19 protein-coding genes and 1 pseudogene are annotated in these 26,186 nt (G+C 72.0%); 11 read left to right on the plus strand and 9 right to left on the minus strand.

All coding sequences use genetic code 11. From position 1 onward, the window contains the following. The first annotated feature begins 190 nt into the window (after positions 1-190). Positions 191-1,975: a molybdopterin-dependent oxidoreductase gene (locus AB0C03_RS28175; protein WP_357639963.1), complete on the plus strand. Its 1,785-nt coding sequence runs from the start codon at positions 191-193 to the stop codon at positions 1,973-1,975. Between the two features lie 462 nt (positions 1,976-2,437). On the opposite strand, the gene AB0C03_RS28180 is transcribed toward AB0C03_RS28175, so the two are convergent. After that, on the minus strand, positions 2,438-3,004 hold the full coding sequence (locus AB0C03_RS28180; protein WP_357639966.1) for a hypothetical protein: 567 nt from the start codon (positions 3,002-3,004) through the stop codon (positions 2,438-2,440). Between the two features lie 1,096 nt (positions 3,005-4,100). After that, entirely contained in the window at positions 4,101-4,484 is a 384-nt protein-coding gene (locus tag AB0C03_RS28185; protein ID WP_210858416.1) for a WhiB family transcriptional regulator, read from the minus strand. Positions 4,485-4,737: 253 nt separating this feature from the next. Here AB0C03_RS28185 and AB0C03_RS28190 point away from each other — a divergent pair, with 253 nt between their 5' ends. Continuing rightward, positions 4,738-5,553 (plus strand): helix-turn-helix transcriptional regulator, encoded by an 816-nt coding sequence (locus AB0C03_RS28190; RefSeq protein ID WP_030337861.1) that lies wholly within the window; start codon positions 4,738-4,740, stop codon positions 5,551-5,553. A gap of 93 nt (positions 5,554-5,646) precedes the next feature. On the opposite strand, the gene AB0C03_RS28195 is transcribed toward AB0C03_RS28190, so the two are convergent. Next, positions 5,647-6,066, minus strand: coding sequence for a DUF5319 domain-containing protein (locus AB0C03_RS28195; RefSeq protein ID WP_030337860.1), 420 nt, complete (start codon positions 6,064-6,066; stop codon positions 5,647-5,649). A gap of 186 nt (positions 6,067-6,252) precedes the next feature. Between AB0C03_RS28195 and guaB the strand changes: the two genes are divergently transcribed. Both guaB and AB0C03_RS28205 read left to right on the plus strand, forming a co-directional pair. Beyond that, positions 6,253-7,815 (plus strand): IMP dehydrogenase, encoded by a 1,563-nt coding sequence (gene guaB / locus AB0C03_RS28200; RefSeq protein ID WP_030337859.1) that lies wholly within the window; start codon positions 6,253-6,255, stop codon positions 7,813-7,815. Positions 7,816-7,845: 30 nt separating this feature from the next. Then, on the plus strand, positions 7,846-8,964 hold the full coding sequence (locus tag AB0C03_RS28205) for a GuaB3 family IMP dehydrogenase-related protein (RefSeq protein ID WP_210864723.1): 1,119 nt from the start codon (positions 7,846-7,848) through the stop codon (positions 8,962-8,964). Positions 8,965-9,025: 61 nt separating this feature from the next. Here AB0C03_RS28205 and AB0C03_RS28210 read toward each other — a convergent pair whose 3' ends face one another. After that, on the minus strand, positions 9,026-10,135 hold the full coding sequence (locus AB0C03_RS28210) for a sugar phosphate isomerase/epimerase family protein (RefSeq protein ID WP_210864722.1): 1,110 nt from the start codon (positions 10,133-10,135) through the stop codon (positions 9,026-9,028). A gap of 185 nt (positions 10,136-10,320) precedes the next feature. Here AB0C03_RS28210 and AB0C03_RS28215 point away from each other — a divergent pair, with 185 nt between their 5' ends. Together AB0C03_RS28215 and AB0C03_RS28220 are read left to right on the plus strand one after the other, a co-directional pair. Continuing rightward, a complete protein-coding gene (locus AB0C03_RS28215) occupies positions 10,321-11,730 on the plus strand; it encodes a M1 family metallopeptidase (RefSeq protein WP_210864721.1) in 1,410 nt (469 codons plus the stop codon). A gap of 110 nt (positions 11,731-11,840) precedes the next feature. Next, positions 11,841-13,298: a M1 family metallopeptidase gene (locus AB0C03_RS28220; RefSeq protein WP_357639975.1), complete on the plus strand. Its 1,458-nt coding sequence runs from the start codon at positions 11,841-11,843 to the stop codon at positions 13,296-13,298. Between the two features lie 7 nt (positions 13,299-13,305). On the opposite strand, the gene AB0C03_RS28225 is transcribed toward AB0C03_RS28220, so the two are convergent. Then, positions 13,306-14,424: an LCP family protein gene (locus AB0C03_RS28225; RefSeq protein WP_030337854.1), complete on the minus strand. Its 1,119-nt coding sequence runs from the start codon at positions 14,422-14,424 to the stop codon at positions 13,306-13,308. 143 nt (positions 14,425-14,567) lie between these two features. On the opposite strand from AB0C03_RS28225, the gene AB0C03_RS28230 reads away from it, so the two are divergent. Beyond that, positions 14,568-16,265 (plus strand): FAD-dependent oxidoreductase, encoded by a 1,698-nt coding sequence (locus AB0C03_RS28230; RefSeq protein ID WP_357639979.1) that lies wholly within the window; start codon positions 14,568-14,570, stop codon positions 16,263-16,265. Positions 16,266-16,419: 154 nt separating this feature from the next. Then, positions 16,420-17,976 (plus strand): glutamine-hydrolyzing GMP synthase, encoded by a 1,557-nt coding sequence (gene guaA, locus AB0C03_RS28235; protein ID WP_030337852.1) that lies wholly within the window; start codon positions 16,420-16,422, stop codon positions 17,974-17,976. A 7-nt stretch (positions 17,977-17,983) separates the two neighbouring features. On the opposite strand, the gene AB0C03_RS28240 is transcribed toward guaA, so the two are convergent. Next, positions 17,984-18,352: a PspC domain-containing protein gene (locus tag AB0C03_RS28240; RefSeq protein ID WP_030337851.1), complete on the minus strand. Its 369-nt coding sequence runs from the start codon at positions 18,350-18,352 to the stop codon at positions 17,984-17,986. Positions 18,353-18,495: 143 nt separating this feature from the next. On the opposite strand from AB0C03_RS28240, the gene AB0C03_RS28245 reads away from it, so the two are divergent. From AB0C03_RS28245 to AB0C03_RS28255, 3 genes are all read left to right on the plus strand, one after another. Further along, on the plus strand, positions 18,496-19,446 hold the full coding sequence (locus AB0C03_RS28245) for an NUDIX hydrolase (RefSeq protein ID WP_030337850.1): 951 nt from the start codon (positions 18,496-18,498) through the stop codon (positions 19,444-19,446). A gap of 364 nt (positions 19,447-19,810) precedes the next feature. Further along, complete coding sequence (locus tag AB0C03_RS28250) at positions 19,811-20,776, plus strand: NUDIX hydrolase (RefSeq protein WP_357639983.1); 966 nt, start codon at positions 19,811-19,813, stop codon at positions 20,774-20,776. Between the two features lie 344 nt (positions 20,777-21,120). Further along, positions 21,121-22,071 (plus strand): CDP-alcohol phosphatidyltransferase family protein, encoded by a 951-nt coding sequence (locus tag AB0C03_RS28255; RefSeq protein WP_357640137.1) that lies wholly within the window; start codon positions 21,121-21,123, stop codon positions 22,069-22,071. 56 nt (positions 22,072-22,127) lie between these two features. On the opposite strand, the gene AB0C03_RS28260 is transcribed toward AB0C03_RS28255, so the two are convergent. From AB0C03_RS28260 to AB0C03_RS28270, 3 genes and pseudogenes are all read right to left on the minus strand, one after another. Next, a complete protein-coding gene (locus AB0C03_RS28260) occupies positions 22,128-23,381 on the minus strand; it encodes a phosphatidylserine decarboxylase (RefSeq protein WP_357639985.1) in 1,254 nt (417 codons plus the stop codon). A gap of 712 nt (positions 23,382-24,093) precedes the next feature. Continuing rightward, a pseudogene (locus AB0C03_RS28265) lies at positions 24,094-24,277 on the minus strand (hypothetical protein); the annotation flags it as partial. Next, positions 24,274-26,070, minus strand: coding sequence for a PspC domain-containing protein (locus AB0C03_RS28270; RefSeq protein WP_357639988.1), 1,797 nt, complete (start codon positions 26,068-26,070; stop codon positions 24,274-24,276). The pseudogene AB0C03_RS28265 and the gene AB0C03_RS28270, both read right to left, overlap by 4 nt. Positions 26,071-26,186 lie beyond the last annotated feature (116 nt).

Genomic DNA, 26,186 nt, shown 5'->3' on the forward strand with positions numbered 1-26,186 from the left:
CCCCGGGGGGCGCCCCCGCCCCCCCCCCCGCCCCCCCCCCGGCCGGGTTATCCCCCCCCCCCCCCCCCCCCGGGGGGGGCCCCCCCCGGGGGGGGGGGGCCCCCCCCGGCCCGTTTCCGTCGGCTGGCAGGTCATTACCGAACGCTGACGTTGTTGGCGACCGGCCGAGATGATCGCGCACACTGGGCCGATGAGCACCACGTCACGGCGGTACGCCGCGCTGGCCGGAATCACCGCCGCCGCCGTCGCGATCGGGATCGCCGAACCGGTAGCGGTGCTGACCGGCCCCCGGTCGGCACCCCTGGTCGCGGTCGGCGGGGTCATCGTCGACGCCGTCCCCGAGTCACTCAAGCAACTCGCCATCGACCTCTTCGGCACCGCCGACAAGATCGCGCTGCTGGTCGGCACCGCCGTGTTGCTGGGCGGCTTCGCCGCGCTCCTCGGCGTACTGGCGGTCCGTCGGCTGGCACTCGGCCTGGCAGGCATCGGCGTGTTCGGCGCCATCGGCGTCGCCGCCGCGTTGACCCGCTCCGGCGCGGACCTCGCCGACGCACTGCCGTCAGTGATCGGCGCGGGTCTCGGCGCCCTGGTGCTCTGGCTGTTCATCGCCGGCCCGTTCGAACTGAACCCCTGGCCCTGGTCACCACCCACGCCGACCGTGCGGTCCGCCGGCCCGGCGCCGTCCAACGGTCCTGTGCCGCCTGCCGGTGCGGCGCGGCCTGACGGTGCGGTGCCGCCTGCCGGGCCTGTGTCGTCCACCGGCCCGGGGTCGGAGTCGCGGGACGAGCTGCCGACGGGAGCCTCCTCAGCATCCGAGCGTCGGCCGGTGTCTCCGGCCGCGCCGGTGCCGGTGCCTTCGGCGGGGCCGACGCCGGCGGTTGAGCCGGTTGGGCCCGCCGAGGTGGACCCGGAGTCGCGGCGGCGATTTCTCACCGGGAGCGGGGTGCTGCTCGGAACGGCAGTGGTGGCCGGTCTCGGCGGGCGTTGGCTGGCGGGTCGGCGCGGCGTGTCCGCAGCCCGGGACGCGATCCGCCTGCCCGCGCCGGTCGCCCCCGCACCGGCCGTGCCGGCAGGCGCGAACCTCTCGCTGGCCCAACTGGCGCCGTACGTCACCCCGAACTTCGGGTTCTACCGGATCGACACCGCGCTGGTGGTGCCCCAGGTCGACCCGGACACCTGGCGGCTGCGGATCCACGGACGGGTCGGTAAGGAGCGCACCTACAGTTACGCGGACCTGCTGGCCCGACCGCTGGTCGAGCGGTACGTCACCCTGGCCTGCGTCTCCAACGAGGTGGGCGGGGACCTGATCGGCAATGCCCGCTGGCTCGGCGTACCCCTGCGGGAACTGCTGGACGAGGTCGAACCCGACGACGACGCCGACCAGGTCGTCGGCCGGTCTGTCGACGGCTGGACCTGCGGCACCCCCACCGCCGCACTGCGCGACGGACGGGACGCGCTGCTGGCCGTCGGAATGAACGGCGAGCCGCTGCCGGTCGAGCACGGCTTCCCGGTCCGGATGGTGGTGCCGGGCCTCTACGGCTACGTGTCGGCCTGCAAATGGGTGACCGAACTTGAGCTGACCCGGTTCGCCGACTTCGACGCGTACTGGGTGCCGCGCGGATGGTCCCGCGAGGGGCCGATCAAGACCCAGTCGCGGATCGACACGCCCCGCAGACGCAACCGGCTGACCGCCGGGCCGGTGACCGTCGCCGGGGTGGCCTGGGCGCAGCACCGAGGCATCCGCCGAGTCGAGGTACGCGTCGACGACGGGCAGTGGCAGGAGGCCGAACTGGCCCCCACAGTGTCGGTGGACACCTGGGTCCAGTGGTCCTGGCGCTGGGACGCCACACCGGGCGAACACCGGCTCCAGGTCCGAGCGACAGACGCGACCGGTGGAACCCAAACCGACCGTACCCAGGGCGTCGTCCCGGACGGCGCCACCGGCTGGCATACCGTCACCGTCACCGTCCGCTGACCCCGACACACCACGGCCCCTCCGGTCGACAGCGGGGAGGGTCCCCACCTGACCGCGGGGTCCGTGAGTGATCTACCGCGGCTGCCTACCGACCTGGCTTGTGGTCCCGTGCCTGTCCTTCGGCGCGGCCGGCGGCTGATGGACCGGCGATGCTCGGACCGTACATGTAGATCTTGGACAGTTTCCGTTCCGCGCTAACGGAAACTGTCCAAGATCTGGAAACGAGCGCCGCTTGATGACGCCATCCGCCTCCGCCGAGGATCCCTTCAGCGCGGCATCTCCCGTTGCGGCCCGCTGCGGCGGTCGGTGGTCGGCGTCCCGGGGGCGGGCGTCCCGGCGGGCCGGCGGGCCGGCGGGCCGGCGCAACGCAAAGGCCGCTGGCCGGCACCCCGGGTTGCGGGTGCCGGCCAGCGGTCGGTGTTCTCACGGTCCTACCGTGCGGTGGTGCGGTGGTGCTGGTGGTCAGCTGTTCCAGTGCTGGGCGACGAGGTCGGTGGCCTGCTGCTCCCACTGGGCGTAGGCGTCCGGGTACGCCGACACCTGCACGGTCTGCGCGGCCTGGGTCAGGGGCATGTTCTGCCACCCGTCGACCTGCTTGAGGCCCTTGAGGAACGCGGTCGTGGAGTACTCGGGGTCGGTGATCTGCTCCGGGGTACCCCAACCCGAGCTCGGGCGCTGCTGGAACAGGCCCAGCGAGTCGTGGTCGTTGGCGTCGCCGAGGTGGCCCAGGTTTTCCAGCTTCGACTCCTGCAGGCTCGTCGCGATGGAGATCACCGCGGCGCGCTCGGGCAGGCCGGCCTTCTTCGTGGCGGCGATGATCGCCTTGACGTTGGCGCTCTGCTCGTCGTTGAGGGTGATGTGCGACTGCTCGCCCTGCGGCTTCGCCGCCTGCACCGCCACCGCTGCGGCGGCGGGCTTGGCGTCCACGGCCGGGGTGGCGGCGTGGGCGGCGATCGGGCCGGCGAACACACCACCGGCGAACGCGAGACCAGCAACGGACAGCATGCTCTTACGGAAGATCGTGTTCATGGGGGTAGCTCCTTCGGGGGTAAGAACACCCACACGTCGGGGGGACGCACGGGTGTGAGCACCTCGTCCGGCGCTGCACATAACAAGGGGAAAGTTTGGGGGGTGACGCCTCTAGAGGCGTCGGTCGGCGACTTCACGGGCGCGGGGCTCATGGCGCCGGGGTCCAGGTGTAACGACCGGGGGGCCGGGGTCATTCCGGGGGTGGCCCAACCTGTCGGCACCCAGGTGGAGGCGATGCCTGCGGTCGATCGTCGGGATCACAACGACCGGGGGGCCGGGGTCATTCCGGGCTGGCCCAACCTGTCGGCACCCAGATGACGGCGGTGCCTGCGGTCGATCGTGGGGACCATAACGACCGGGTGGCGGGGGGCATTCCACCCTGCCGGACCTCAGATCCCGCACCCGTGAAGACCGGGCGGCGGGAGGTGCTGCTGCGATCGTCAGGGTGTGTAACGACCCCCGCCCGGCCATGATTCCGGCCCACCGGTGAGACCGGTAACCAGGCAAAAGCCCCAAACCGTGCATAGCCTAACGGTACGTCACCCTGCAACGGCCCAGACCGGACAAATCTCCCCTGAGATCATCCCCCGCCGGCTGGTCCCGTGCGCACCAGGGCTTGATCCACTCGTCTTCAATGAAATCGGGGTGTCCGGGCGAGCGGGACGGCCCGACATCAAGGACCTCGTGTTGATCATGGCCGTAATGAGGTCGGCATCGAGCGCGATGGTCGCGGGTTTGTCAGCCGGCCTGAAGCCGTGCAGACCTCGCGAAGCCACCCGAGCCCGTAACGCGACGCAGACCTCGCGAAGCCAGGCAGGCCCGCAAGGCCGCGCAGACCGGGAAGCAACCCAAGCCCGCAAGGCCGCACAGACCGCGAAGCAACCCAAGCCCGCAAGGACCGCGCAGACCTCGCGAAGCCACGCGAGCCCGCAACGCGGCGCGGACCCTGCGAAGCCACGCAAGCCCGGCAAGGCCGCGCAGACCTGCCGAGCTGCGTAGGCGGCGCGCCGCGCAGGCCGGGTTAGACCCGCGCGCAACCGCGCGAACCGCGCCTCCAGGTCGGGGGCGCGGTTCGCGGATGTTGGGGACGGTCGGGTCAGGCGACCTTGCGTTGGTCCGGGACCGTCGACTTGTGCGGGCGACCGAGGCGGGCTTCCAGTCGCGCGACGTCGACTCGGGCGTGCCGGCGGTCTGCGAGGTCCTCCCAACCGACGGCGAGCAGTCGGAGACGCTCCGACTCGCTGAAGCCGCCCCACACGCCGTACGGCTCGCGCACTGACAGTGCGTGGGCGGCGCACTCGGCGCGTACGGGGCAGGTGCGGCAGACCGCCTTGGCGGAGGATTCGCGGCGCAGCCGGGACGAGCCTCGTTCACCGTCGGGGTGGAAGAACTGCGCGCTGTCGCGTCCTCGGCAGGCACCGAGTCGCTGCCAGTCCCAGAGATCGACGATGGGTCCGGGCAGTCTACGTACGTTCGACATCAGCACCCCTCCTCCCGCGCGGCTCCGCGAGAATCCTTGATGGCCGGCGTCCGGGCGGCGGGCCGCGCAGGCGCACCGTTCCCGGCCTGGATCTCCGGTACCCGGGCTTTCGTCAACTCACACGTCTGTGATCGAAAACCTCCGGGAAATTGCGGCTTTCGCCCTATCTGTCGGAAAAGTTCGAACGATTGCCCGGAACCACCTCCCCAGCCGACCGCGTCATGGTCTGCTCGTTGGCGGAGAGGAGACCACAGTGCGTACCGTCCTTGTGTGCGTTCGGACACCGCTCGCGGCCCAGCACCTTACTTCTGCTGCCGCGCGGCTGGGGTTGTCCGCGATCGTTCGTACCGCCGTCTCTGATCCCGAGGTGATGCTGCGGCTGGCGGAGCGGCCGGCCGACGTGGTGTTGGCGGACACCGCCCTCACCCGGCCGGACAGCGCCGGCTTCGTCCGCCGGGTGTTGGCGCGGGCCCCGCAGGCAGCGGTGCTGCTGCTCGGCACCGAGGAGTCCGAGGCTGCGGCGGCCACCATCAGTGCCGGCGCCCGGGGGCTCATCCAGAATGTCGACCACGACCTGACCAGCGCGGTGGCGAAGGCCCTACTGCTGCTCACCGCGCCCGGTCGAGCCTCCCGGCAGCGAAGCACCGATCCGGCCCGCGACGCGGCGGCGGTGGGTGGTTCCGGTCGCTCCGGGCCGGCGCCGCGCGGTTCCGGTGAGCCCGGTTGGACGGCGACGGCCGCTGACGGGTCGGCCGGTCTGGCGTCGGTGCCGGTGCAGCGGGGCGACGACGAGGCGGAGGCGGGGACCGGTGAGCCGGCGGCGCAGACCGACCCGGGCCGTCCCGTCCCGAACGCGCGACCCAGTCGGGCGTCCATCGGCCTCACCGAGCGTGAGCTTCAGGTGCTGCTGGGCATGGCCGAGGGCAAGAGCAACGCGGAGATCGGCCGGGAGCTGTTCGTGTCGGAGGACACCGTCAAGACGCACGCCCGCCGGTTGTTCCGCAAGCTCGGTGCCCGGGACCGGGCGCACGCGGTGGCGGCGGGGTTCCGCGCCGGTCTGGTGGCCTGACGTCCGCGCAGCGCCGCCGCAGGGCGCGCCGCGCGGAAGCGGGGCACGCCCGCACGGCACCCGAGAGCAGGGGTACGCCGCGCGGCGGTGTCGTCACTTGGTGGCGGTCGGGGCGCCCGGCTCGTCCTCGGTGCCCTCGGACAGGGTGTCGTGCACCCCGTCGGCGTACCCCCGGGCGTAGTCCCAGGTCACATAGTGATCCGGGTCGGGGTCGTACGCGGGCTCGTGCACCCGGGGTCGGCCGGAGTTGAGCAGGTGCCGCAGGTTGCCGCGGAGCAGGTCCCAGTCGAAGTAGTGCGGCTCCCGGCAGTCCTCGCATTCGATCACCAGCCCGCGGACCCCGATCGGGGCCAGCAGCGCCTGGTAGATCTCCAGGTCGGCGAGGTCCTCCAGCACATCCTGCCGCTCGACGTCGGTCAGCGGATCCGGCGTCGCGTCATCGCCCGGGTCATCCAGACCCGCTGTCGGATCGGCCGGGTCGCCATTGAACGGGTCGATGGGCTCGTCGTGCACCCCCTCACCGTAGACCCAACGCGGCGCGAACGTCCGCCCCCCGGCCTCCGCGCCGGGCCGGCCTGCCACGGACGGGTCGCCCAGCTCACTGGGTACGATGAAGCGACGTGCCGGCACCGTGGCGCGCTCCGGTGCCCGCCCGCGCCACCTCGCTGAAGCCCATCCGAGCAGCTCAGGGGAGCAATCGTGGAAAATTCGCCCAGCACCGATCTTCCGGCCGGCGTCGAGCACGCCGACCTGGGCGGCCACCTGCCTGAGCTGCCGGCCGGCTCCGCCCGGGTGGTTCCGCTCGGTCTGACCTTCGACGACGTGCTGCTCCAGCCGGGCGAGTCGGACGTGGTGCCCAGCCGGGTCAACACCCGGACGAAGCTCACCCGCAACATCGAGTTGTCCATTCCGCTGCTGTCCAGCGCCATGGACACGGTGACCGAGGCCCGGATGGCGATCGCCATGGCCCGCCAGGGCGGCATCGGTGTGTTGCACCGCAACCTCTCCATGGAGGACCAGGCCCTCCAGGTCGACCTGGTCAAGCGCTCCGAGTCCGGCATGATCACCAACCCGGTGACCGCCAGCCCGGACGACACGCTGCGCGAGGTCGACGAGCTGTGCGGGCGGTACCGCATCTCGGGCGTTCCGGTGGTGGACGGCGACGGCCAGCTGGTGGGCATCGTCACCAACCGGGACATGCGTTTCGTCTCCGAGCCGAACACCCCGGTCCGCGAGATCATGACCCGCACTCCGTTGATCACGGCCCGGGTCGGGGTGAGCAAGGACGACGCTCTGGCCCTGCTGCGTCAGCACAAGGTCGAGAAGCTGCCGATCGTCGACGACTCGGGCCGACTGCGCGGCCTGATCACGGTGAAGGACTTCACCAAGAGCGAGCAGTATCCGGACGCCAGCAAGGACGACGCCGGTCGTCTGCGGGTCGCCGCCGCCATCGGTGTCGGTGAGGACGCCTACAAGCGGGCCCGTGCCCTGGTCGACGCGGGCGTGGACGTGCTGATCGTGGACACCGCGCACGGTCACCAGCGGGCCGTGCTGGACATGGTCCGCCGGCTCAAGGCCGACGTGGCGGTCGACGTCATGGGCGGCAACGTGGCCACGTACGCCGGCGCGAAGGCGCTCGTCGACGCCGGCGCCGACGGCGTCAAGGTGGGTGTGGGGCCGGGCGCGATCTGCACCACCCGGATCGTCGCCGGGGTCGGCGTGCCGCAGGTGACCGCGATCATGGAGGCGGCCCGGGCCGCCCGCCCGGCCGGCGTGCCGGTGATCGGCGACGGCGGCATTCAATATTCCGGTGACATCGCCAAGGCCCTGGTCGCCGGCGCCGACACGGTGATGCTCGGCAGCCTGCTGGCCGGCTGCGAGGAGAGCCCCGGCGAGCTGATCTTCGTCAATGGCAAGCAGTTCAAGACGTACCGCGGGATGGGGTCGCTCGGCGCGATGCAGTCCCGGGGTCAGGCCAAGTCGTACAGCAAGGACCGCTACTTCCAGCAGGACGTGCTCAGCGACGACAAGCTGGTCCCGGAGGGCGTGGAGGGCCAGGTGCCCTACCGGGGGCCGCTCTCCCGGGTGGCCCACCAGCTGGTCGGCGGTCTGCGACTGGCCATGGGGTACGCCGGTGCGGAGAACATCCCCGATCTGCACCGCCGGGGCCAGCTCATCCGGATCACCGCGGCCGGCCTGAAGGAGAGCCACCCGCACGACATCCAGATGACCGTCGAGGCGCCCAACTACCACACCCGCTGACCCACCACCCCCAACCACCTGGAGTCCCCCATGCGTGACGTGGTCGAGATCGGGCTGGGCAAGACCGCGCAGCGCGGCTACCACCTGGACGACATCGCCATCGTGCCGAGCCGCCGCACCCGGGACGTCGACGACGTGTCGACGTCCTGGCAGCTCGACGCGTACCCGTTCGGCATTCCGTGCGTCGGCCACCCCTCCGACGCCACCATGAGCCCGTCCTCGGCGGTGCGTCTCGGTCAGCTCGGCGGCCTCGGCGTGCTCAACGTGGAGGGGCTCTGGACCCGCTACGAGAACCCGACGAAGGTGCTGGACGAGCTGGCCGGCCTCGACGAGGACGCCCGCGCCACCAAGCGGCTCCAAGAGGTGTACGCGGAGCCGATCCGCCCGGACCTGATCGCGGAGCGGGTCCGTGAGCTGCGCGCCGGTGGCGGCACGGTGGCGGTGCGGGTCTCCCCGCAGCACACCCTGGCGCTGGCGCCGGTGATCCTGGACGCCGGTGTGGACATCCTGGTCATCCAGGGCACCATCGTCTCGGCCGAGCACGTGTCGACCACTGACGAGCCGCTGAACCTCAAGGAGTTCATCGCCGACCTCGACCTGCCCGTGATCGTCGGTGGCTGCACCGACTACAAGACGGCGCTGCACCTGATGCGCACCGGCGCGGCCGGGGTGATCGTGGGCATCGGTGGTGACGAGTGGTCGACCACCGAGTCGGTGCTGGGCATCCGGGTGCCGATGGCCACCGCGATCGCCGACGCCGCGGCGGCCCGCCGTGACTACCTGGACGAGACCGGCGGCCGGTACGTGCACCTGATCGCCGACGGTGACATCCAGACCTCGGGTGACATCGCCAAGGCGCTCGGCTGCGGCGCTGACGCGGTGATGCTCGGTGAGCCGCTGTCGCTGTGCGAGGAGGCCCCCGCCGGTGGTGCCTGGTGGCACTCGGCGGCGAGCCACCCGTCGCTGCCCCGGGGTGCCTTCGAGGTTTCCGGTGATCCGCTCGGGTCGATGGAGCAGTTGCTCTTCGGGCCGGCCGACGAGGCCGACGGTCAGCTGAACCTGTTCGGCGGGCTGCGTCGGGCGATGGCCAAGTGTGGTTACCGCGACCTGAAGGAGTTCCAGAAGGTCGGTCTGGTCCTCGACCGCTGACCGCTCCTGACGTCCGAAGGCCGGCCCGCACGGGCCGGCCTTCGTCGTGTTCAGCCGGCTGTCACTTCTCCAGGTAGATGGTCAGGTCGGACATGTTGCGGTAGCTGGTCGCCGCGAAGTCGAGCGACTGGCCCTTGTTGTCAGCGCCGCCGGGGGCGGTGTCCATCTCCCAGTTGGCGTGGTGGAAGTTGCGCTCGCCGATGGTCTGGAAGAACTGCTGGAAGTTGAGGTCGCCGTCGCCCAGCGGGGTCATCTGGTACCCGTTGGGGACAGTGGTGTCCCGGTCGCCGTCCTTGGCGTGGAAGAGCGGGAACCGGGTGGTCCGGTCGGCCACGGTGAGGATCGGGTCGAACAGGTCGGTCACCTCCTGGCCGGCCGGGTTGATGTACTTCTGGTGCTTGTAGCGGGCCACGTAGGCCCAGTAGATGTCCAGCTCGAAGAAGACGTACCGCGGGTCGGTGATCTCGAAGAAGTACTCCAGGCGGCGGATGCCGGAGGACCGGGTCTGCCGGCCCTGCGCGTCGCGCGGGCCCCGGTCGATCAGGAAGCTGTACGCGGCGTCGTGGTTGTGCGTGTAGAGCCGCATGCCCCGGGCCCTGGCCTGCCGGCCCAGCTCGTTCCAGATGTCCGCGGCGGCGTCCCACTCGGCCTTGTACGCGCTGTTGGTCGGGTCGCTGCCGGTGCCGATGTTCTTCATGCCGAGTTCCTCGGCGATGTCCAGTTGTTGCTGGAAGGTGGCCGGCTGGATCGTGGCGTGGGTGCCGTTGGCCACCAGGCCGTTGTCGTCGAGGATCTTGCGGATCTCGGCGGGGGTGATCTGCCGGCCCAGGATCTCGGTGCTCTGGGTGTAGCCGGCGAACTCGATCTCCTTGTAACCGATTTCGGCGAGTCGGGCGAGGACGCGCTCGAAGCCGTACGGGACTCCGCTGTCGTCGGGCGCGGCGGTGATCCGGTCGCGGACGCTGTAGAGGATGATGCCGCGGTTCTTCGCCGGGATCAGCGGTTCGACCCGCAGCTTGCTCTTGGGGTTGGCGAGCGCGGGGGTGCCGGTGGCCAGGACGGGCAGGCCGGCCGCGCCGATCGCGGCGGCGGCGCCGGCGGACGCGGCGAGCAGGGACCGACGGCTGAGTCGGCCGGTGGGGGTGGCGTCGGGGGCGGTGTGGTCGGGCATGGTTCCACCTTTCGCGACGGTGGTCGGGAACAGACACTAACGTCGGTCTAAGTCGAAAGAAAGGTTCGATCGACGTCGTCTTTTGTTTGATTCAACGAAAGTTACTGATGATCGTCGATACCGGCCGCGCGGCCCGCGATGCTGGCTAGGCTCGGCCTGAGCGGAGTGCCGCAGGAGGAGTGCGCATGGTCCTGACCGGACGGAGACTGCGGGTCGCCGCCGCGCTGACCTGCGTCCTCGGGCTGGTCGCGGCGGCCGGCTGTACGGGCGATGAGCGCGACGGCTTCCGGCCCGGCGCGGCCGACGTCGGCGACCCGTACGTGCCGGGGCGCGGCAACGGCGGCTACGACGTCGCGCACTACGGTCTCGACGTCCGCTACGACCCGTCGACCGACCGGCTGACCGGGAAGGCCGTCATCACCGCCACCGCCACCCAGGACCTGTCCCGGTTCAACCTGGACCTGGCCGGCCTGGAGGTCGGCGCGGTCAGCGTGGGCGACGCGGCGGCCGAGTACCGGCGCGGCGACGGCGAACTGGTGGTGACGCCCCGCGACGGCGTACCGCGGGGGCGGCAGTTCACCGTGACCGTCGACTACGCGGGCGTACCGACTGCCGTCGACGACGGGGCATTGGGCAGCGGCGGTTTCCTGCACACCAGCGACGGCGCGGTGGCGCTCGGCCAACCCCACTCGGCCGCCACCTGGTTCCCGGTCAACGACCACCCTTCGGACAAGGCCACCTACGAGCTGGCGGTGACCGTCCCGGACGGCCTGGCCGCGCTGAGCAACGGCGTGCCGCTGCCGAGGAGCAGCGCCGACGGGTGGACCACCTGGCGGTGGTCGGAGCGCACCCCGATGGCCAGCTACCTGAGCACCCTCGTGATCGGTGACTACCGGGTGGTGACCGGCACGCACGCCGGCCGGCCGATGGTGACGGCGGTGGCCGCGAGCCTGCCGGCGACCGGTGGGGCGGCCACCTCGCTGGCCCGCACCGGCGCGATCGCCGACTTCCTGGCCAGCCGCTTCGGCCCGTACCCGTTCGACTCGTACGGGGGGATCGTGATCGCCGACGACCGGGTCGGGTACGCCCTGGAGACCCAGTCCCGACCGGTCTACGGGCCGGCCTTCTTCGCCGACGACCGGCCGAACCCGAGCGTCGTCGCACACGAGCTGGCGCACCAGTGGTTCGGCGACAGCGTGTCACTGACCAGGTGGGGCGACATCTGGCTCAACGAGGGTTTCGCCAGCTACGCCGAGTGGCTGTGGGAGGAGCACGACGGCGGCCGGACCGCCCAGCGCAACTTCGAAATGCAGTACGCGGCGACCGACTGGAGGCAGCCGTCGGTCGAGCCGGGCCGGGAGCAGATGTTCGGCACTGCCGTCTACAAGCGGGGTGCGCTCGCCGTGCACGCGTTGCGCCGCACCGTCGGTGACGACCTCTTCTTCCGCATCCTGCGCACCTGGACCGCCGAGCGGGCGGGAGGCAACGCGACCACCGCAGACCTCGTCTCGCTGGCCGAGCGGGTCGCGCAGCGGCAACTGCGCCCGCTCTTCGACGCCTGGCTGGTGGGTGGGTCGGCCCCCACACTGCCGTGACCCGGCCCGGCCGCCCGGTCGATATGCTGCCGCCGGTGAACGGCGGGTAGGCGCCCGTTCGTGCGGAGCGGCGGAGGCCGTGACCGGCCACCGTGCGGAGAGGGTGTGGGATGCGGGGGACGCGGCACAGACTGCGGACGGGTGCCGCTCTGGTGGTGACCAGTGCGCTGGCACTGTCCGGATGCGACTCGACGGGCCCGGAGACGGCACCGTCACCGAGCACGTCCTCCACCACGGCGCGGACGTTCACGGCGGGTGCCGACGGGGTCGGCGACACCTACTTCCCGACCTACGGCAACGGCGGCTACGACGTCGGCCGGTACACCGTGAAGGTGCGCTACGACCCGGCCAAGGACCAGTTGACGGGTACGACCACGGTGCGGGCCACCGCGACCACCGACCTGTCGACGTTCAATCTCGACCTGGCCGGCCTGACCGTCAGCGCGGTCACCGTGGACGGCGCACCGGCGACGCACAGCCGCAAGCGCAACGAGCTGGTGATCAAGCCGGCGTCCGGCCTGATCAACGGCAACGGGTTCGTCGTCGAGATCACCTACGCCGGCAAGCCGAAGCCGTTGAAGAACGAGACGCTCGGTGACGGCGGCTTCCTGCACACCGCCGACGGTGCCATCGCGCTGGGTCAGCCCGAATCGGCCAGCACCTGGTTCCCGGTCAACGACCACCCGTCGGACAAGGCGGCCTACGACTTCGAGGTCACCGTTCCGGACGGGCTGACCGCGATCAGCAACGGCGTTCCCGGCGGGAAGGTCAGCTCGGGCGGTTGGACCACCTGGAAGTGGTCGGAGAAGTCGCCGATGGCCAGCTATCTGAGCACGCTGGTGATCGGCAAGTTCCGGATCACCACCGGTGAGCACAAGGGCCGCCCGGTCTACAACGCTGTCACCACCAACCTGGCCAAGGGGAGCGCGGACGCGTCGATCGCCCGGACCGTGGAAGTGGCCGACTACCTGGAGAGCGTGTTCGGGCCGTACCCGTTCGACGCGTACGGCGGTGTGGTGGTCTCCGACAGCCGGATCTCCTACGCCCTGGAGACGCAGAGCCGACCGGTGTACGCGGCGAGCTTCTTCCGGCAGGGCGAGAACACCGAGGTCGTCGCCCACGAGTTGGCCCACCAGTGGTTCGGCGACAGCGTCGCGTTGGCCAAGTGGGAGGACATCTGGCTCAACGAGGGCTTCGCGACGTACGCGGAGTGGCTCTGGGCCGAGCACACCGACGAGTACACCGCCAAGGAGGCGTTCGACACCCGCTACGTCGAGATGTCCGCGCAGGTGTGGCAGACACCGCCGGGCAAGCCGGGTGCGGAGAAGCTGTTCAGCGAGTCGGTCTACCAGCGCGGCGGGATGACGGTGCACGCCCTGCGGGTGGCCGTGGGCGACGAGGCGTTCTTCGAGATCGTCAAGACCTGGGCGGCGGAGAAGCGCGACGGCACCGCCACCACCGCCGAGTTCGTGGCCCTCGCCGAGCGGGTCTCCGGCAAGAAGCTCGACGCGCTCTTCGACGCCTGGCTGTACGGCACCAAGAAGCCCGCCCCGCCCAAGCGGCTCTGAGCGCCGGTCAGTTCTTGACGACCAGCTTGGGGTGGGCGTCCAGGTACGCGTCGGCGCGACCGGCGCGCAGTTCGGTGAGGAACGTGCGGCCCTCGGCGGTCAGCTGCTCACCCCGGTAGGCGCTGCCTTTGCCGACACCGGAACCGGGCAGCCCGACCAGCGTGAAACGGTTCTCCGGCAGGCCACTGAGGGCGTACGCGATGTCGACGATCCGGCGTCCGCCGACGTAGACCAACGTGTCGCCCAGCGCGGAGACCACCTTGTCGACGCGCTCCGGTTGCTTGGCCAGGCCCTCGTCCAGGATCTTGCGGGTCATCGCCCGGATCAGCTGCTGCTGGTGACGCTGCCGGGCGTAGTCGCCGCCCGTGATGTAGCGCTGCCGTGCGTAGTCCAGCGCCTGCCAGCCGTTGAGGTGCCGCTCGCCCTTCTCGTAGACCTGCTGCGGCCCCTTGTACCCGCCCGGCGCGGGCTCCCGGTACTTGCCGTCCGGTCGGCGGTGCAGCGACTCGACCCGCTGGTCGACGTAGATGTCCACCCCGCCCAGTTCGTCGACCAGCCGGTCGAACCCGTTGAACGTGAGCACCGCGCCAGCGTCGATGCGCAGCCCGGTGTAACCGCTGACCGTGCTGCGCAGCAGCTCGTACCCCTGGGCGGTGCTGGGTTGTTTGGGTTTGCCCGGCACCCGGCTGCCGAAGCTCATCGCGTGGGTGAGCTTGGTCTTGCCGCCCTTGTAGCCGGCCTTCGGGAACGCCGGGATGTCCACGAGCAGGTCGCGGGGGAGTGAGAAGAGGTACGCCCGGTTCAGTCCCTTGGGTACGTGCAGCACCAGCACGGCGTCCGAGTGCGGCTCCCATCCGGGCACGCTGACCCGGGTGTCCACACCGACCAGCAGCAGGTTGAGCGGGCCGGTGATGTCCGCGCCCGGCGGTGGACCGCTGGGGCTCGGGGTGGGCGTGCCGACCGGCGACGGGGTCGGTGAGCCGGCCACCGGAGCGCCGCCCGGCGTGTTGTCACCGGTCAGCCGGGTGATCACCACCGCGCCGGCGGCGATCAGCGCGACCGCGGCGAGGGCCGTCAGCCCCAGCAGCAGCCAGCGTCGGCGTGGCGCCATCGACCCGAGAACCATGTGGATTCCTCTCACCCTCTGGTGAACAACGCTCCGACAGGTGCTCCCGGTTGCGGCCGGGAGACGCCGGGTCGGTCGGCCGGAGCATGATCGCGCGAAAACGGGCGCTGGCGCGAGCGCTACTCACGAGTAATGATGCCTTCATGCGGTACGACGTGGTCGTCATCGGGTCCGGCTTCGGTGGCAGCGTCACCGCGCTCCGACTCGCCGAGAAGGGTTACTCGGTGGCGGTGCTGGAAGCCGGCCGCCGCTTCACCGACGACGAGTTCCCACAGACGTCCTGGCGGGTCCGCCGGTTCCTCTGGGCTCCGAAGCTGGGTTGCTACGGCATCCAACGACTCACCCTGCTCCGCCCGGCCGACCGAGGGTCCGGCGGTGGGGTGCTGGTGCTCTCCGGCGCGGGGGTGGGCGGCGGTTCGCTGGTCTACGCGAACACCCTCTACGAACCGCTGCCGGCCTTCTACGACGACCCGCAGTGGCGGGACATCACCGACTGGCGCGATGAGTTGGCCCACCACTACGACCAGGCGAAACGGATGCTCGGTGTCACCACGTACCCCGTGCACACCGGTGCGGACCGGGCCATGCGGGCGGTGGCCGAGCGGATGGGGGTGGGGCACACCTTCCACGCCACCCCGGTGGGCGTGCACATCGGCCGGCCCGGCCAGCGGGTCGCGGACCCGTACTTCGGCGGCGCCGGCCCGGAGCGCACCGGCTGCACGCACTGCGGCTCGTGCATGACCGGTTGCCGGCACGGGGCGAAGAACACGCTTGTCAAGAACTACCTCTGGCTCGCCGAGCGGCTCGGGGTCACGGTCCGCCCGTTGACCACCGTGACCGCCGTTCGGCCCGCCGACGGCGGCGGCTACCAGGTGCACACCGAACGCACCGGCGCCTGGCTGCGCCGGGGCCGGCAGGTCATCCACGCCGACCAGGTGGTCTTCGCCGCCGGGGCGCTCGGCACCCAGCGGCTGCTGCACGCGATGCGCGCCGACGCGGCGCTACCCGGGCTCTCGCCCCGCCTCGGCGAGCTGACCCGAACCAACTCGGAGGCGATCCTCGGCGCCTCGGTGCCACGACAGCGGGCCCGCTCCGAGCGGTTGGACTACACCGAGGGGGTGGCCATCACCAGCTCGTTCCACCCCGACCCGCAGACGCACATCGAGCCGGTCCGCTACGGGCGCGGCTCCAACGCGATGGGGCTGCTCCAGTCGCTGCTGGTCGACGGCGGCCCGCACCGGGTACGCCGCTGGCTGGGCAGCATCGTGCGGCAGCCCGGGTTGGCCGCGCGGATGGTGTCGGTCCGGGGCTGGTCGGAACGGACGGTGATCGCCCTGGTCATGCAGTCGGTGGACAACTCGCTGACCACCCGGTGGCGGCGTGGCCCGCTGGGCCGCAGGCTGGTCACCGGCCCGGGTCACGGCACCCCGAGCCCGACCTGGATCCCGGCCGGCAACACAGCGGCCCGGCTGCTCGCCGACGAGATCGGCGGCACCGCCGGCGGCTCGCTCACCGAGCCGTTCGACATCCCGGTGACCGCGCACATCCTGGGCGGGGCGGTCATCGGCGCGACAGCGGCCGACGGAGTGATCGATCCCTGGCACCGGGTGTACGGGCACGCCGGGCTGCACGTGGTCGACGGCGCGGCGGTCTCGGCCAACCTGGGCGTGAACCCCTCCCTGACGATCACCGCCCAGGCGGAACGGGCCATGTCCTTCTGGCCGAACAAGGGCGAGGAAGATCCCCGCCCGCCGCTCGGCGGCCCGTACCGCCGGCTGCCCCCCGTACCCCCGCGAAACCCGGCAGTCCCGCCGAACGCCCCGGGCGCGCTGCGTCCTTGACCCCCCCCGCAACCCCCGCGATCTTGCACTTTCGGTCGTCGTTGCGCGGCATTCGTGCCATTTGTCGCGACAGAAAGTGCAAGATCGCGGGGGAGGGGCGGGGTGGGCGTGCCGGTGGCGGGCACGGTCGTGACTGTCGGTAGGCTTTGTGCACATGAGCCTGCCTCGCCCTGTCCTCGTGGTGGACTTCGGAGCCCAGTACGCCCAGCTCATCGCCCGTCGGGTCCGTGAGGCGAAGGTCTACTCCGAGATCGTGCCGCACTCGATGCCGATCGCCGAGATGCTGGCGAAGAACCCCGCCGCGATCATCCTGTCCGGCGGCCCGGCCAGCGTCTACGCCCCGGACGCGCCGCAGATCGACGCGGGGGTGTTCAACGCCGACGTGCCGGTCTTCGGCATCTGCTACGGCTTCCAGGCAATGGCCCAGGCGCTCGGCGGCACGGTCACCAGGACCGGCAACCGTGAGTACGGCGGCACCCCGCTGCGCCCCCGCCTGCTCGACCCCGGTGTGCTGCTGCGGGACCTGCCGGCCGACCTGCCGGTGTGGATGAGCCACGGCGACTGCGTCACCGAGGCGCCCGAGGGCTTCACGGTGACCGCCGAGTCGGCGGGCGCCCCCGTCGCGGCATTCGAGGACCTGGCCGGCCGGCGGGCCGGCGTGCAGTTCCACCCGGAGGTCGGGCACACCGCGCACGGCCAGGAGATGCTGACCCGTTTCCTCTACGACATCGCCGGCATCGAGCCGACCTGGACGCCCGAGAACATCATCGACGAGCAGGTCGCCCGGATCCGCGCCCAGATCGGCGACAAGGAGGTCATCTGCGGCCTCTCCGGCGGGGTGGACTCGGCGGTCGCCGCGGCGCTGGTGCACAAGGCGGTCGGTGACCAGCTCACCTGCGTCTTCGTCGACCACGGCCTGCTGCGCGCCGGCGAGGCCGAGCAGGTGGAGAAGGACTACGTCGCCGCCACCGGCATCAAGCTGAAGGTGGTCGACGCCGCCGACCGGTTCCTCGGCGCGCTCGCCGGGGTGACCGACCCGGAGCAGAAGCGCAAGATCATTGGCCGGGAGTTCATCCGGGTCTTCGAGGCGGCGGCCCGCGAGATCGCCGCGCACGGCGACGTGGAGTTCCTCGTCCAGGGCACCCTCTACCCCGACGTGGTGGAGTCCGGCGGCGGCACTGGCACCGCCAACATCAAGAGCCACCACAACGTCGGCGGCCTCCCGGAGGACCTGAAGTTCGCGCTGGTCGAGCCGCTGCGCACCCTGTTCAAGGACGAGGTCCGAGCGCTCGGCCTCCAGCTGGGTCTGCCCGAGGCGATGGTCTGGCGGCACCCGTTCCCCGGCCCCGGCCTCGCCATCCGGATCATCGGCGCCGTCGACCAGGAGCGCCTCGACCTGCTTCGCCAGGCCGACCTGATCGCCCGCGAGGAGTTGACCGCCGCCGGCCTCGACCGGGGCGTGTGGCAGTTCCCGGTGGTGCTGCTCGCCGACGTGCGCAGCGTCGGTGTGCAGGGAGACGGACGCAGCTACGGGCACCCCGTGGTGCTGCGCCCGGTCTCCAGCGAGGACGCGATGACCGCCGACTGGTCCCGGCTGCCCTACGACGTGGTGGCCCGGATCTCCACCCGGATCACCAACGAGGTCGCCGAGGTCAACCGGGTGGTCCTGGACGTCACCAGCAAGCCGCCGGGCACCATCGAGTGGGAGTGAGCGCCGCTCAGGCGGCCGGCGGCGGGCTGGACGGGGTCGTCGGCGGGTAGGGCGGCGTCGGGGCGTACCCCTGCGGTGGGCCGCCGGGCGCGGGCCCGGCGGTGGGCGGCGGGCCGTTCTGCGGCGCGACGCCCGCGGCGTGCGGCCAGGCCGGCGCGCCGGCGGGCTCCTCCGGCATCAGGAACCACATGATCGGGTACGCGAACAGCGCGAGCCCGCCGGTGAGCAGGCCGGTGACCGCGAAGATCACCCTGACCAGTGTGGGGTCGATGTCGAAGTAGCGGCCGATGCCGCTGGCGACCCCCGCGACCATGCGGTCGGTGGTGGGTCGCCGAAGCTGCTTGTACGGGGCGTGGGGTGCGGTGGTCGATGTCATACCCCCACGGTCCGCGCTGGCGTCCGCCTCGCCCTCGGTGACCGCCCGGATCATTACCCTGACCAATCCCTGATCGGGGCCGGACAGTCAGGAATCCGACTCTTTTCCGTTCCGGTAACCCGGCCCGGGGAGAATTTGCTTCCGTGACCACCTTGCTCAAGCCGCTCCGCAGGATCGCGGCATACGCAGTTTGTGCTGATTCAAGCGGCCGCGTCCTGCTGGTCCGCGCATCGGAGCACTCCGGGACCCCCGGGGCGTGGTCGCTGCCCGGCGGGGCCGTCGACCACGGCGAGGACCCGAACCACACCGTCGTCCGCGAGACCGCCGCCGAAACCGGCCTCTCGGTCGCCGTCTCCGGGCTGGCCGACGTGCTCGCCGACATGCGGGCACTCCCGGATCGCGGCATCACCATCCACACCGACCGGCTGATCTACCGGGTGGCCGTGCGCGGCGGCACCCTCGCGGACCGGGCCGGCGAACGCCCCACCGACCTCGCCCGGTGGTACACCCTCGACGAGGCGCGCGAGCTGCCGCTGCGCTCGTTCACCGCACGCGCCCTCGGGCTGCCCGCCTCCTCGGCCGACGTGGTGCCCGACGAGGCACCCGAGTTCCCCTCCTTCTACGCCGTGCCCGGCCCCGACGGGCTGCACCGGGCCCAGCGCTTCGCCGCGTACGCGGTCTGCACCGACCCGGCCGGTCGCGTCCTGCTCACCCGGGTCTCCGACGGCTACCCCGGTGCCGGCTGCTGGCACCTGCCCGGCGGCGGCACCGACTACGGTGAGCAGCCCGGCGCGGCCCTCATCCGGGAGTTGGTCGAGGAGACCGGCCAGACCGGCCGCCTCGTCGAACTGCTCGGGGTGGCCAGCCACCGCGACGCCGCCTCGCTCGGCCCGGAGGGCTACCCGATCGACTGGCACGGCGTACGCGCCTTCTACCGGGTCGTCGTCGACCAGCCCAACCCGCTGACCGTGGCTGACGTGGGCGGCTCCACCTGCGAGGCCCGCTGGTTCGGCCGCGAGGAGTTGGGCGCGCTCCCCACCGACCGCCTCACCGAGGTGACCGCCGAGGCGGTGCAGGCGGCCCAGCTAACCTGACCCCGGCCGGTCTACGAGGAGACGGCCCAACGGTCGCGCCCCCGTCCGGCACGACCTGCCGGCTTGCCGCCGGCTGCCCGTGGTCGCGCCCCGCCGCTGCGCAGTGGCCTCGCCCTGTGATCGACTGGCCTCACCCCCTTGATCAACTCGGGTTCCTTGAAGGCGCGGTATCCCGGCGCGCGGGACACCGCGCCTTCCGTGAACCCGAGTGGATCACGCTTCGTCCTGAGTGACGCCGGTTCGCCAGCTCCGTGGGTTCCCATGCGCCACCTCGCGTTGATCATGAAGTTATTGTCAGAGTGCGAGATGGATGGCGATAACTTCATGATCAACGGCATGGGGTGCGAAGCGGGGGCGAGCAAAGGTGCAATTGATGCGGCGGGTCGGGGTCTACGGGCTCATCAGGGATTCGGGCCGTGTCCTGGTGGTTCGGGACGGGGTTGAAGGCGAATTCCCGGGTCTCTGGCGGTTGCCGGGCGGTGCCGTCGGGCATGCCGAGGACCCGGAGCGTGCAGTGGTCCGCGAGGTCGCCGAACAGGTCGGGTTGACGGTGACGGTGTCTCGACTGCTCGCGGTGGTCGCCGATGTGGCCACTTCTTCGGAGGGCAGGATCTCGCTGCACACCGACCGGCTGTTGTTTGAACTCAGCACGCCCCACGGCGCTCTGTCCGATGCCCCGCGACCCCAGGCGGCTCAGCCGCAGGATGCGCAGCCCCAAGGCGCGCAGCCCGAGGCCGGGGCTGGTCTGGTTGATCAGTCTCGCTGGCTCTCCCCGGCGGAGGTGGCGCAGGTGCCGCTGACCCCGTTCACCGCCGAGGCGCTCGGTGTGCCGGTCACCCCACTGCCGCCCGGGACGCACCGGCCGCGGCATCCGGCTGCGCCGCCACACCCCGATCGTCGGCTGCGCTTCGGGGCGTACGGGCTGGTCACCGACCCTGCTGGGCGGATTCTGCTGACGCAGATCGCGCAGGGCTATCCGGGGGCCGGTCTCTGGCATCTGCCCGGCGGTGGCACCGATCACGGTGAGCAGCCAGCCACCGGGTTGCTCCGGGAGCTCGTCGAGGAGGGTGGGCAGGTGGGCCGGGTGGTGGAGCTCCTCGGCGTCAACAACCTGCACAATCCGGCCGCGTACGGCCCGGAGGGTCGTCCGCTGGACTGGCATGGCGTACGGGTGATCTATCGGGTGTTGGTGGACGTACCTACTGACGCGACGGTCACCGAAGCCGCCGGAGGGTCGACGGCCCGGGCGGGGTGGTTCACCCGGGCCGAGGCGGTTGACCTGCCGTTGAGCGACATCGCTGCCGTGGCAATCGGACAGAGTGGCCGATAGCACTCGGCTCACTGAGCCGAGTTGGTGACCCTCCGGTACAGTCAAAGGCGGGAATGATGGAGGAAACGGGCGATGAGGCCCGGGATGGGAACAAGCGAGCGGTTCGAGCGGTTTAAGCCAGTTATAAGTACCGCCGGCAGCTATCGCCAAGCCATGTTCCCCTATGCGATGGTGTACTCCGCAAAACGGCTGCCGGGCCATGCAAGGTCCGGCACGAGACAGCCGGACACCGCCCCACGGCGGCCAGCAGATCCGGTGATGGAGGAAACGTGCCGAGAGCCCCATGGCGCCGGCGTCGTACTACTGACAGTCCGCGCCCCGCAGGGCGTCGCTGGGCGGGCCGGTTGCGCCGCAGCAGCACGTTCGCCCGCCAGGTGCTGTTGGTCCGGGTCGGTCGCCGCGACGGCGACCTGCACCCGACCGACCTGACCCCGACCGAGCACCGGTACGCCGACCGGCAGCGCCGTCGTTACGGCCTGGACCGGCTCAGCCGACCGACGCTGGGTGTGGACCCGACACTGGGCCTGGACCGGGCGGACATCGACGCGGTCGTACCGGTCAGCCCGGCGATGCCGCCGATGGCGCAGGCCGACGAGGCCCGCTCGATCCCGCTGCTTCCCGGCGAGCGCACCATCGCGCGCCGGATGAAGTTCGGCCTGGTCAACGCCTGCACGCTGGCCAGCCTGATGCTCGGCATGCTGGCCATCTTCCTGGCCATGCAGGGTGAGGTGCGCATGGCCGCGCTCTGCCTGATCGCCTGCGTCGGCTTCGACGGTCTGGACGGCGCGCTGGCCCGACGCCTCGGCGTGGCCAGCCCGTTCGGCGCTCAGATGGACTCACTGGCCGACATGTGCTCGTTCGGCCTGGCCGCGCCGGTCGTGGTCTACGCGTCGCTCGCCGGCTCGGTCTCCACGGCCGCGGCGGCGGTGGCCTGCGCCCTGGTCGCCGCGTGTGCCGCGATCCGACTGGCCCGGTTCAACGTCTCGCCGAAGGACGGCCGCTTCTTCTGCGGTGTGCCCACCACCATGGCCGCCGCGGTGCTCGCCGTGACGGTGGCGATCGGCCTGCCGGTGCCCGGTGCCGTGCTGGTCGCCGGGGTGGCGTTGCTGGCTTTCGCGATGGTGTCGAGCTTCCCGTACGCCAAGCTCGCCCGCCTGGTGAAGCTGCCGCCGTGGCTCTGGTTGGCTCCGGTGATCGGCGCACTGGTCGACATCCGGCTGACGTTCGCCCTGATCGTGGTGGGTTACCTGGTCAGCGGGCCGGTTCTCTGGCTGCGGCAGCGTCGTACCGCCTGATTGAGCAGACAGAACGGGGCGCCGCGGACCGCGGCGCCCCGTTCGTCGTCAGCGGGTCAGCGCCAGCGGGCGATGACCGTGGACCCACCGACCACCTTGTCGCCCGGCCCGACCAGCGGGTCCGCGGCCTCGGCGGGCAGGTAGACGTCGGTCCGGGAGCCGAACCGGATCAGCCCGAAGCGCTCGCCCTTGGCCAGCAGTGCGCCGATCGGCGCGCGCTGCACGATCCGACGGGCGATCAGCCCGGTCCGCTGCGCGACCACCACAGTGCCGCGCGCGGTGTCCAGCACGGTGTACGCGGCGACGTTGTGCTCGGCGTCCGGCTTCATCGCGTTGACGAAGCCGCCGTCGGCGACGAAGTAGTCCACCACCTTGCCGGCGACCGGTGCGCGGTTGACGTGCACGTCCAGCACCGACAGGAACACCGCGATTCGCAGCCACTCGCCGTCGCCGAAGCGCTCGTCGTGCAGCCGCTGAACCGACAGAACCTTTCCGTCCGCGCTGGCGACCACGGCGCTCGGGTCCTCCGGCACGTCCCGCTCGGGGTCCCGGAAGAACGCGGCGACCGGCCCGGCTGCCAGGGCCGGCAGCAGCCACAGCTTGGACGACGGACGCGCCACCCGGGTGAGCGCGGCGAGGCCCAGCGCGATACCCGCCGCCGCCACACCGTTGGAGTCGATGTGCATGCTCCGGGTCACCGGCACACTCGACGGCCGGTACGCGGGGGCCAGGCTGTCGGCGGTGGCCGGGCTGGCCGGGGTGAACCGCAGTCGGGAGACCCGCACCGGTGGCGAGTTGCGCAGCACCAGGTCGGCGCCGACGCCGTAGAGGGCGTCCTGTCGGGCCAGCTCGGCGGCGGCGCCCTCGGTCCGGCCGGGCGTGGCGACTGTCGCCACGCTCAGCACCGCCCCGTCGGTCAGGTACTTGGCCAGCCCTTCGACGCCGCCGCGGGTCGCCTCGGCGGTGCCGGTGAACACCTCACCGGCGATGACGACCGCGGCGGGCTCGGCTTCGGCCAGCGAGTCGACGACGTTCACCCGGTCGGCGACCCAGCGGCCCTGGGCGGTGACGTGCTCGCGCAGCGCGGCGGCGCCGAACGGCTCGGTGGGCACCACGGTGAGCCGGTCACCGGGGAGCAGCGCCTCGATCGCCGCGGCCAGCACCGCGGAGGCCGGGTGCACCCCGACCAGCAGGGCGGCCTTGGCGTCGTTGATCCGGGCCAGCTCGGCGACGAGGGTACGGGCGGCTCGCTCGCCGATGCGGACCGGACCGGACCGGCCGGTGGTACGCACGGCGGGGGACTGGGTCATGTCGGGCGGGCTCCTGACGGGGGTAGAGACGGGAATCGCGGCGGGACCGCCATGGGCGGGACGGGCCGGCCGGCGGAGGCGAGATCTCCACCGGCCAGCATATGCGCCCGTCCGCGCCGGTCCCACCGCCGTGCGGCTGTGGGGGACCGACGCGGGTCAGGCGCCCGGGGTCAGACTTCCCGGCGCGGACCCTCCCGCTCGTCGCGGGTCTGGTCGCCGCCGCTGGCTGCCGCATCGTCGGCGGCGGCCGTGCCCGGGTGGTCACCGCCGGCCGCGACCGGTTGGTCGGACCGGGTCGGCTCGTCCCCGTCGGACGTCCCCGGGCGGGCGAGGACCCCGAGAGTCGGCTCCTCGTCCGCGCCGCCGGACCGGCCCGGGATCGGCTCGGTCGGCGGCTCCGACGGCGGATGTGCCAGCCAGGCCGGGTGGATCACATCGGTGATCGGCGCATCCTCCGCCCGCACCTCCGCGGTCGGCGTCTCCAGCGACCGGTCCGAGGCGAACGTCGGGTCCGAGATGCGCGTCGGGTCCGGGGAGGGGGTGTCCCAGGTGGAGCGTTCGGCCTCCCAGACCGGCAGCGCCGCGCCGGATGTCGACGTGGCGGCACCGGAGACCGGCGCGGGCGCACCGGAGCTGGGCGCGCCGGAGACCGACGTGCCGGAAACGGGCACGACGGCCTCGGCGACCCCGGCGGTCGGCTCCGGCTGGCTCGGTCGACCCGAGCGCAGCGCGCCGACCAGCCCGAAGACCCCGATCAGGATGAGTGCGCCGGCCAGGAACCAGCCGACCGGCGGCAGCGCCAGCCCGAGCAGTTGGGCGAGCAGCCACCAGGCGGACAGCGCCAGGAACACGAGCCCGAAGGCGAACGACACCAGATCCGTGCGGTGAGCCTTCACCGGGTCACCTCCAGGTTGCCCGCGTTGACGTGGATGTAGAGGCGCAGGGTCCCGCCACCGGGCCCGTCCGCGCCGAGGTCGGTGGATTCCCGCAGACGGCCGTCCAGGCCGCCGGAGCGGTTGCCGAAGACGGTGGCGTCACCCGCGTTGACGTCGGCCACCGTCGTGACGTCGACGTTCGGCGGCACGACCACTGTCGCCTGGCCGAAGTTGACGGCCACCGTCACCTGGCTCTCCCGTTTCGCGAAGTCGATCCCGCGCAGGTCGAGCACGGCGTCACCGAAGCTGTTCTCGTACCGGTCCGCCAGGTCGCGGTAGTCGGTGGGCGCCCAGGTCACCGCGCCGTCGACCCCTCGGATCCGGTCGTAGGACTCGGCGACGGTGGCCGTGCCCAGCGCCGCGGCGGTCACCAGGCCGAGCGCGATGAGCCAGCGGGCCCGCCCGAACCAGGTGCCGACCAGCAGACCCAGCGCGATGGTGGCCAACGCGGCGGCGAAGTACGCCGAGGCGCTGATGGCGAAGACGTCCAGCAGGTCGAGCAGGGCGACCAGACCGAGCACCAGGAAGATCAGCGAGAAGGTCACCGCGCCGAGTGGTGACCGCTCCTTCGGGCGCTTCGGCGGCTTCGGTGGCTTGGGCGGAGGCGGCGCGGCCGGGGTCGGCGAAGCGTACGGACCGTGCGGGGCGAACGGCGGGCGGTAACCGGAGGGCGGCGGGGCGGTCGGGTAGCCGGCCGGGGCAGCGGGTGCGCTGCTCACCGGTGGCGACGGCCAACCGGAGCTGGGCATGGCGGTGCTCGGCCAGCCGGGCTGGGCAGCCGTCGTGCCGGCCGGTTGCCCGGACACCGGACCCATCCCGGACACCTGCTGCGTCGCGGTGGCCGGCTGCGGGCCGCTGGTCGGCGGCGTGTCGTACCCCGGGATGGTGGCGGTGGGCGTCGCCCCCGTGGTCGCGGTGGCGTACCCCGGACCGGTGCCGAACATCGGCGGCGTCACCGCCGGGCCGGTCGACGACGCCGCGCCGTACGACGGTGCGGGCCAGGCCACCGGTGGGACGACCGGGCCGGCCGGGTTGCCGGCCGGTGGCGGACCGCCCGGGGTGCCGGGCCGTGGGTTGCGGCCGTCCCGGTTGAGCAGGAGCGCGCCGGCGACCAGGATGGCCGCGCCGAGCAGCACCGCGCGGAAGGCGTCGGTGACGATGTACGCGAAGCTGGCCGCGACCAGGATGCCCAGGACGATCACGGTCACCGGCGACATGCTGGAGCGACCGCGGCCGAGCATGGATTCGACAGGGGACGCGGTGTCGCCCTCGTTCGGGATGATCAGCCAGGCGGCGACGTACACCAGAATGCCGATGCCCCCGAAGAAGCCGAGCACCGCGAGCAGCACCCGCCAGAGCACCGGATCGGTGTTGGTGGCGCGCCCGATGGCCGCGCAGACCCCGGCCAGATACCGCCCGTCGCGCGGTCGGACCAGCCCGTACCGTGAGGTGAAGCTGGTGCCGCCCAGCGGCGGTGGCGGTGCGGACGGTCCGGGACCACCGGGTGGCGTGCCGCCCGGACCGTAGCCGGTGCCCGCCGCGAACCCCGGGCCTGGGCCGTAGCCCGCAGCGGGCGGCGCGTAGCCGTCGGCCGGATCGCCGGGTGCGGTCTCGGCGGTCGCGTCGGTGCCAGCGTGCGGACCGAACGTGCGGGGCTCGGTCCATTCGGTGGGCGTGGTGGCGGGCGGGGGCGGTGCTGAACCGCCCGACTGTGCCGACCCCGGTCGGGGCGGCGGGGCAGCTTCCTCGGTCATGCTTCGATCCTGCTGCCCGGCGCACCCGAACGACCTCAGGACCCGACCCTGACCCCACCCTGAGATCCTGCGGCCGGAATGTCGGGGGCGTCCCCGTGGTCACCGACGCCGCAGCG

The organism is Micromonospora parva (genome assembly GCF_040649675.1).
GTDB classification, from domain to species: domain Bacteria; phylum Actinomycetota; class Actinomycetes; order Mycobacteriales; family Micromonosporaceae; genus Micromonospora; species Micromonospora parva.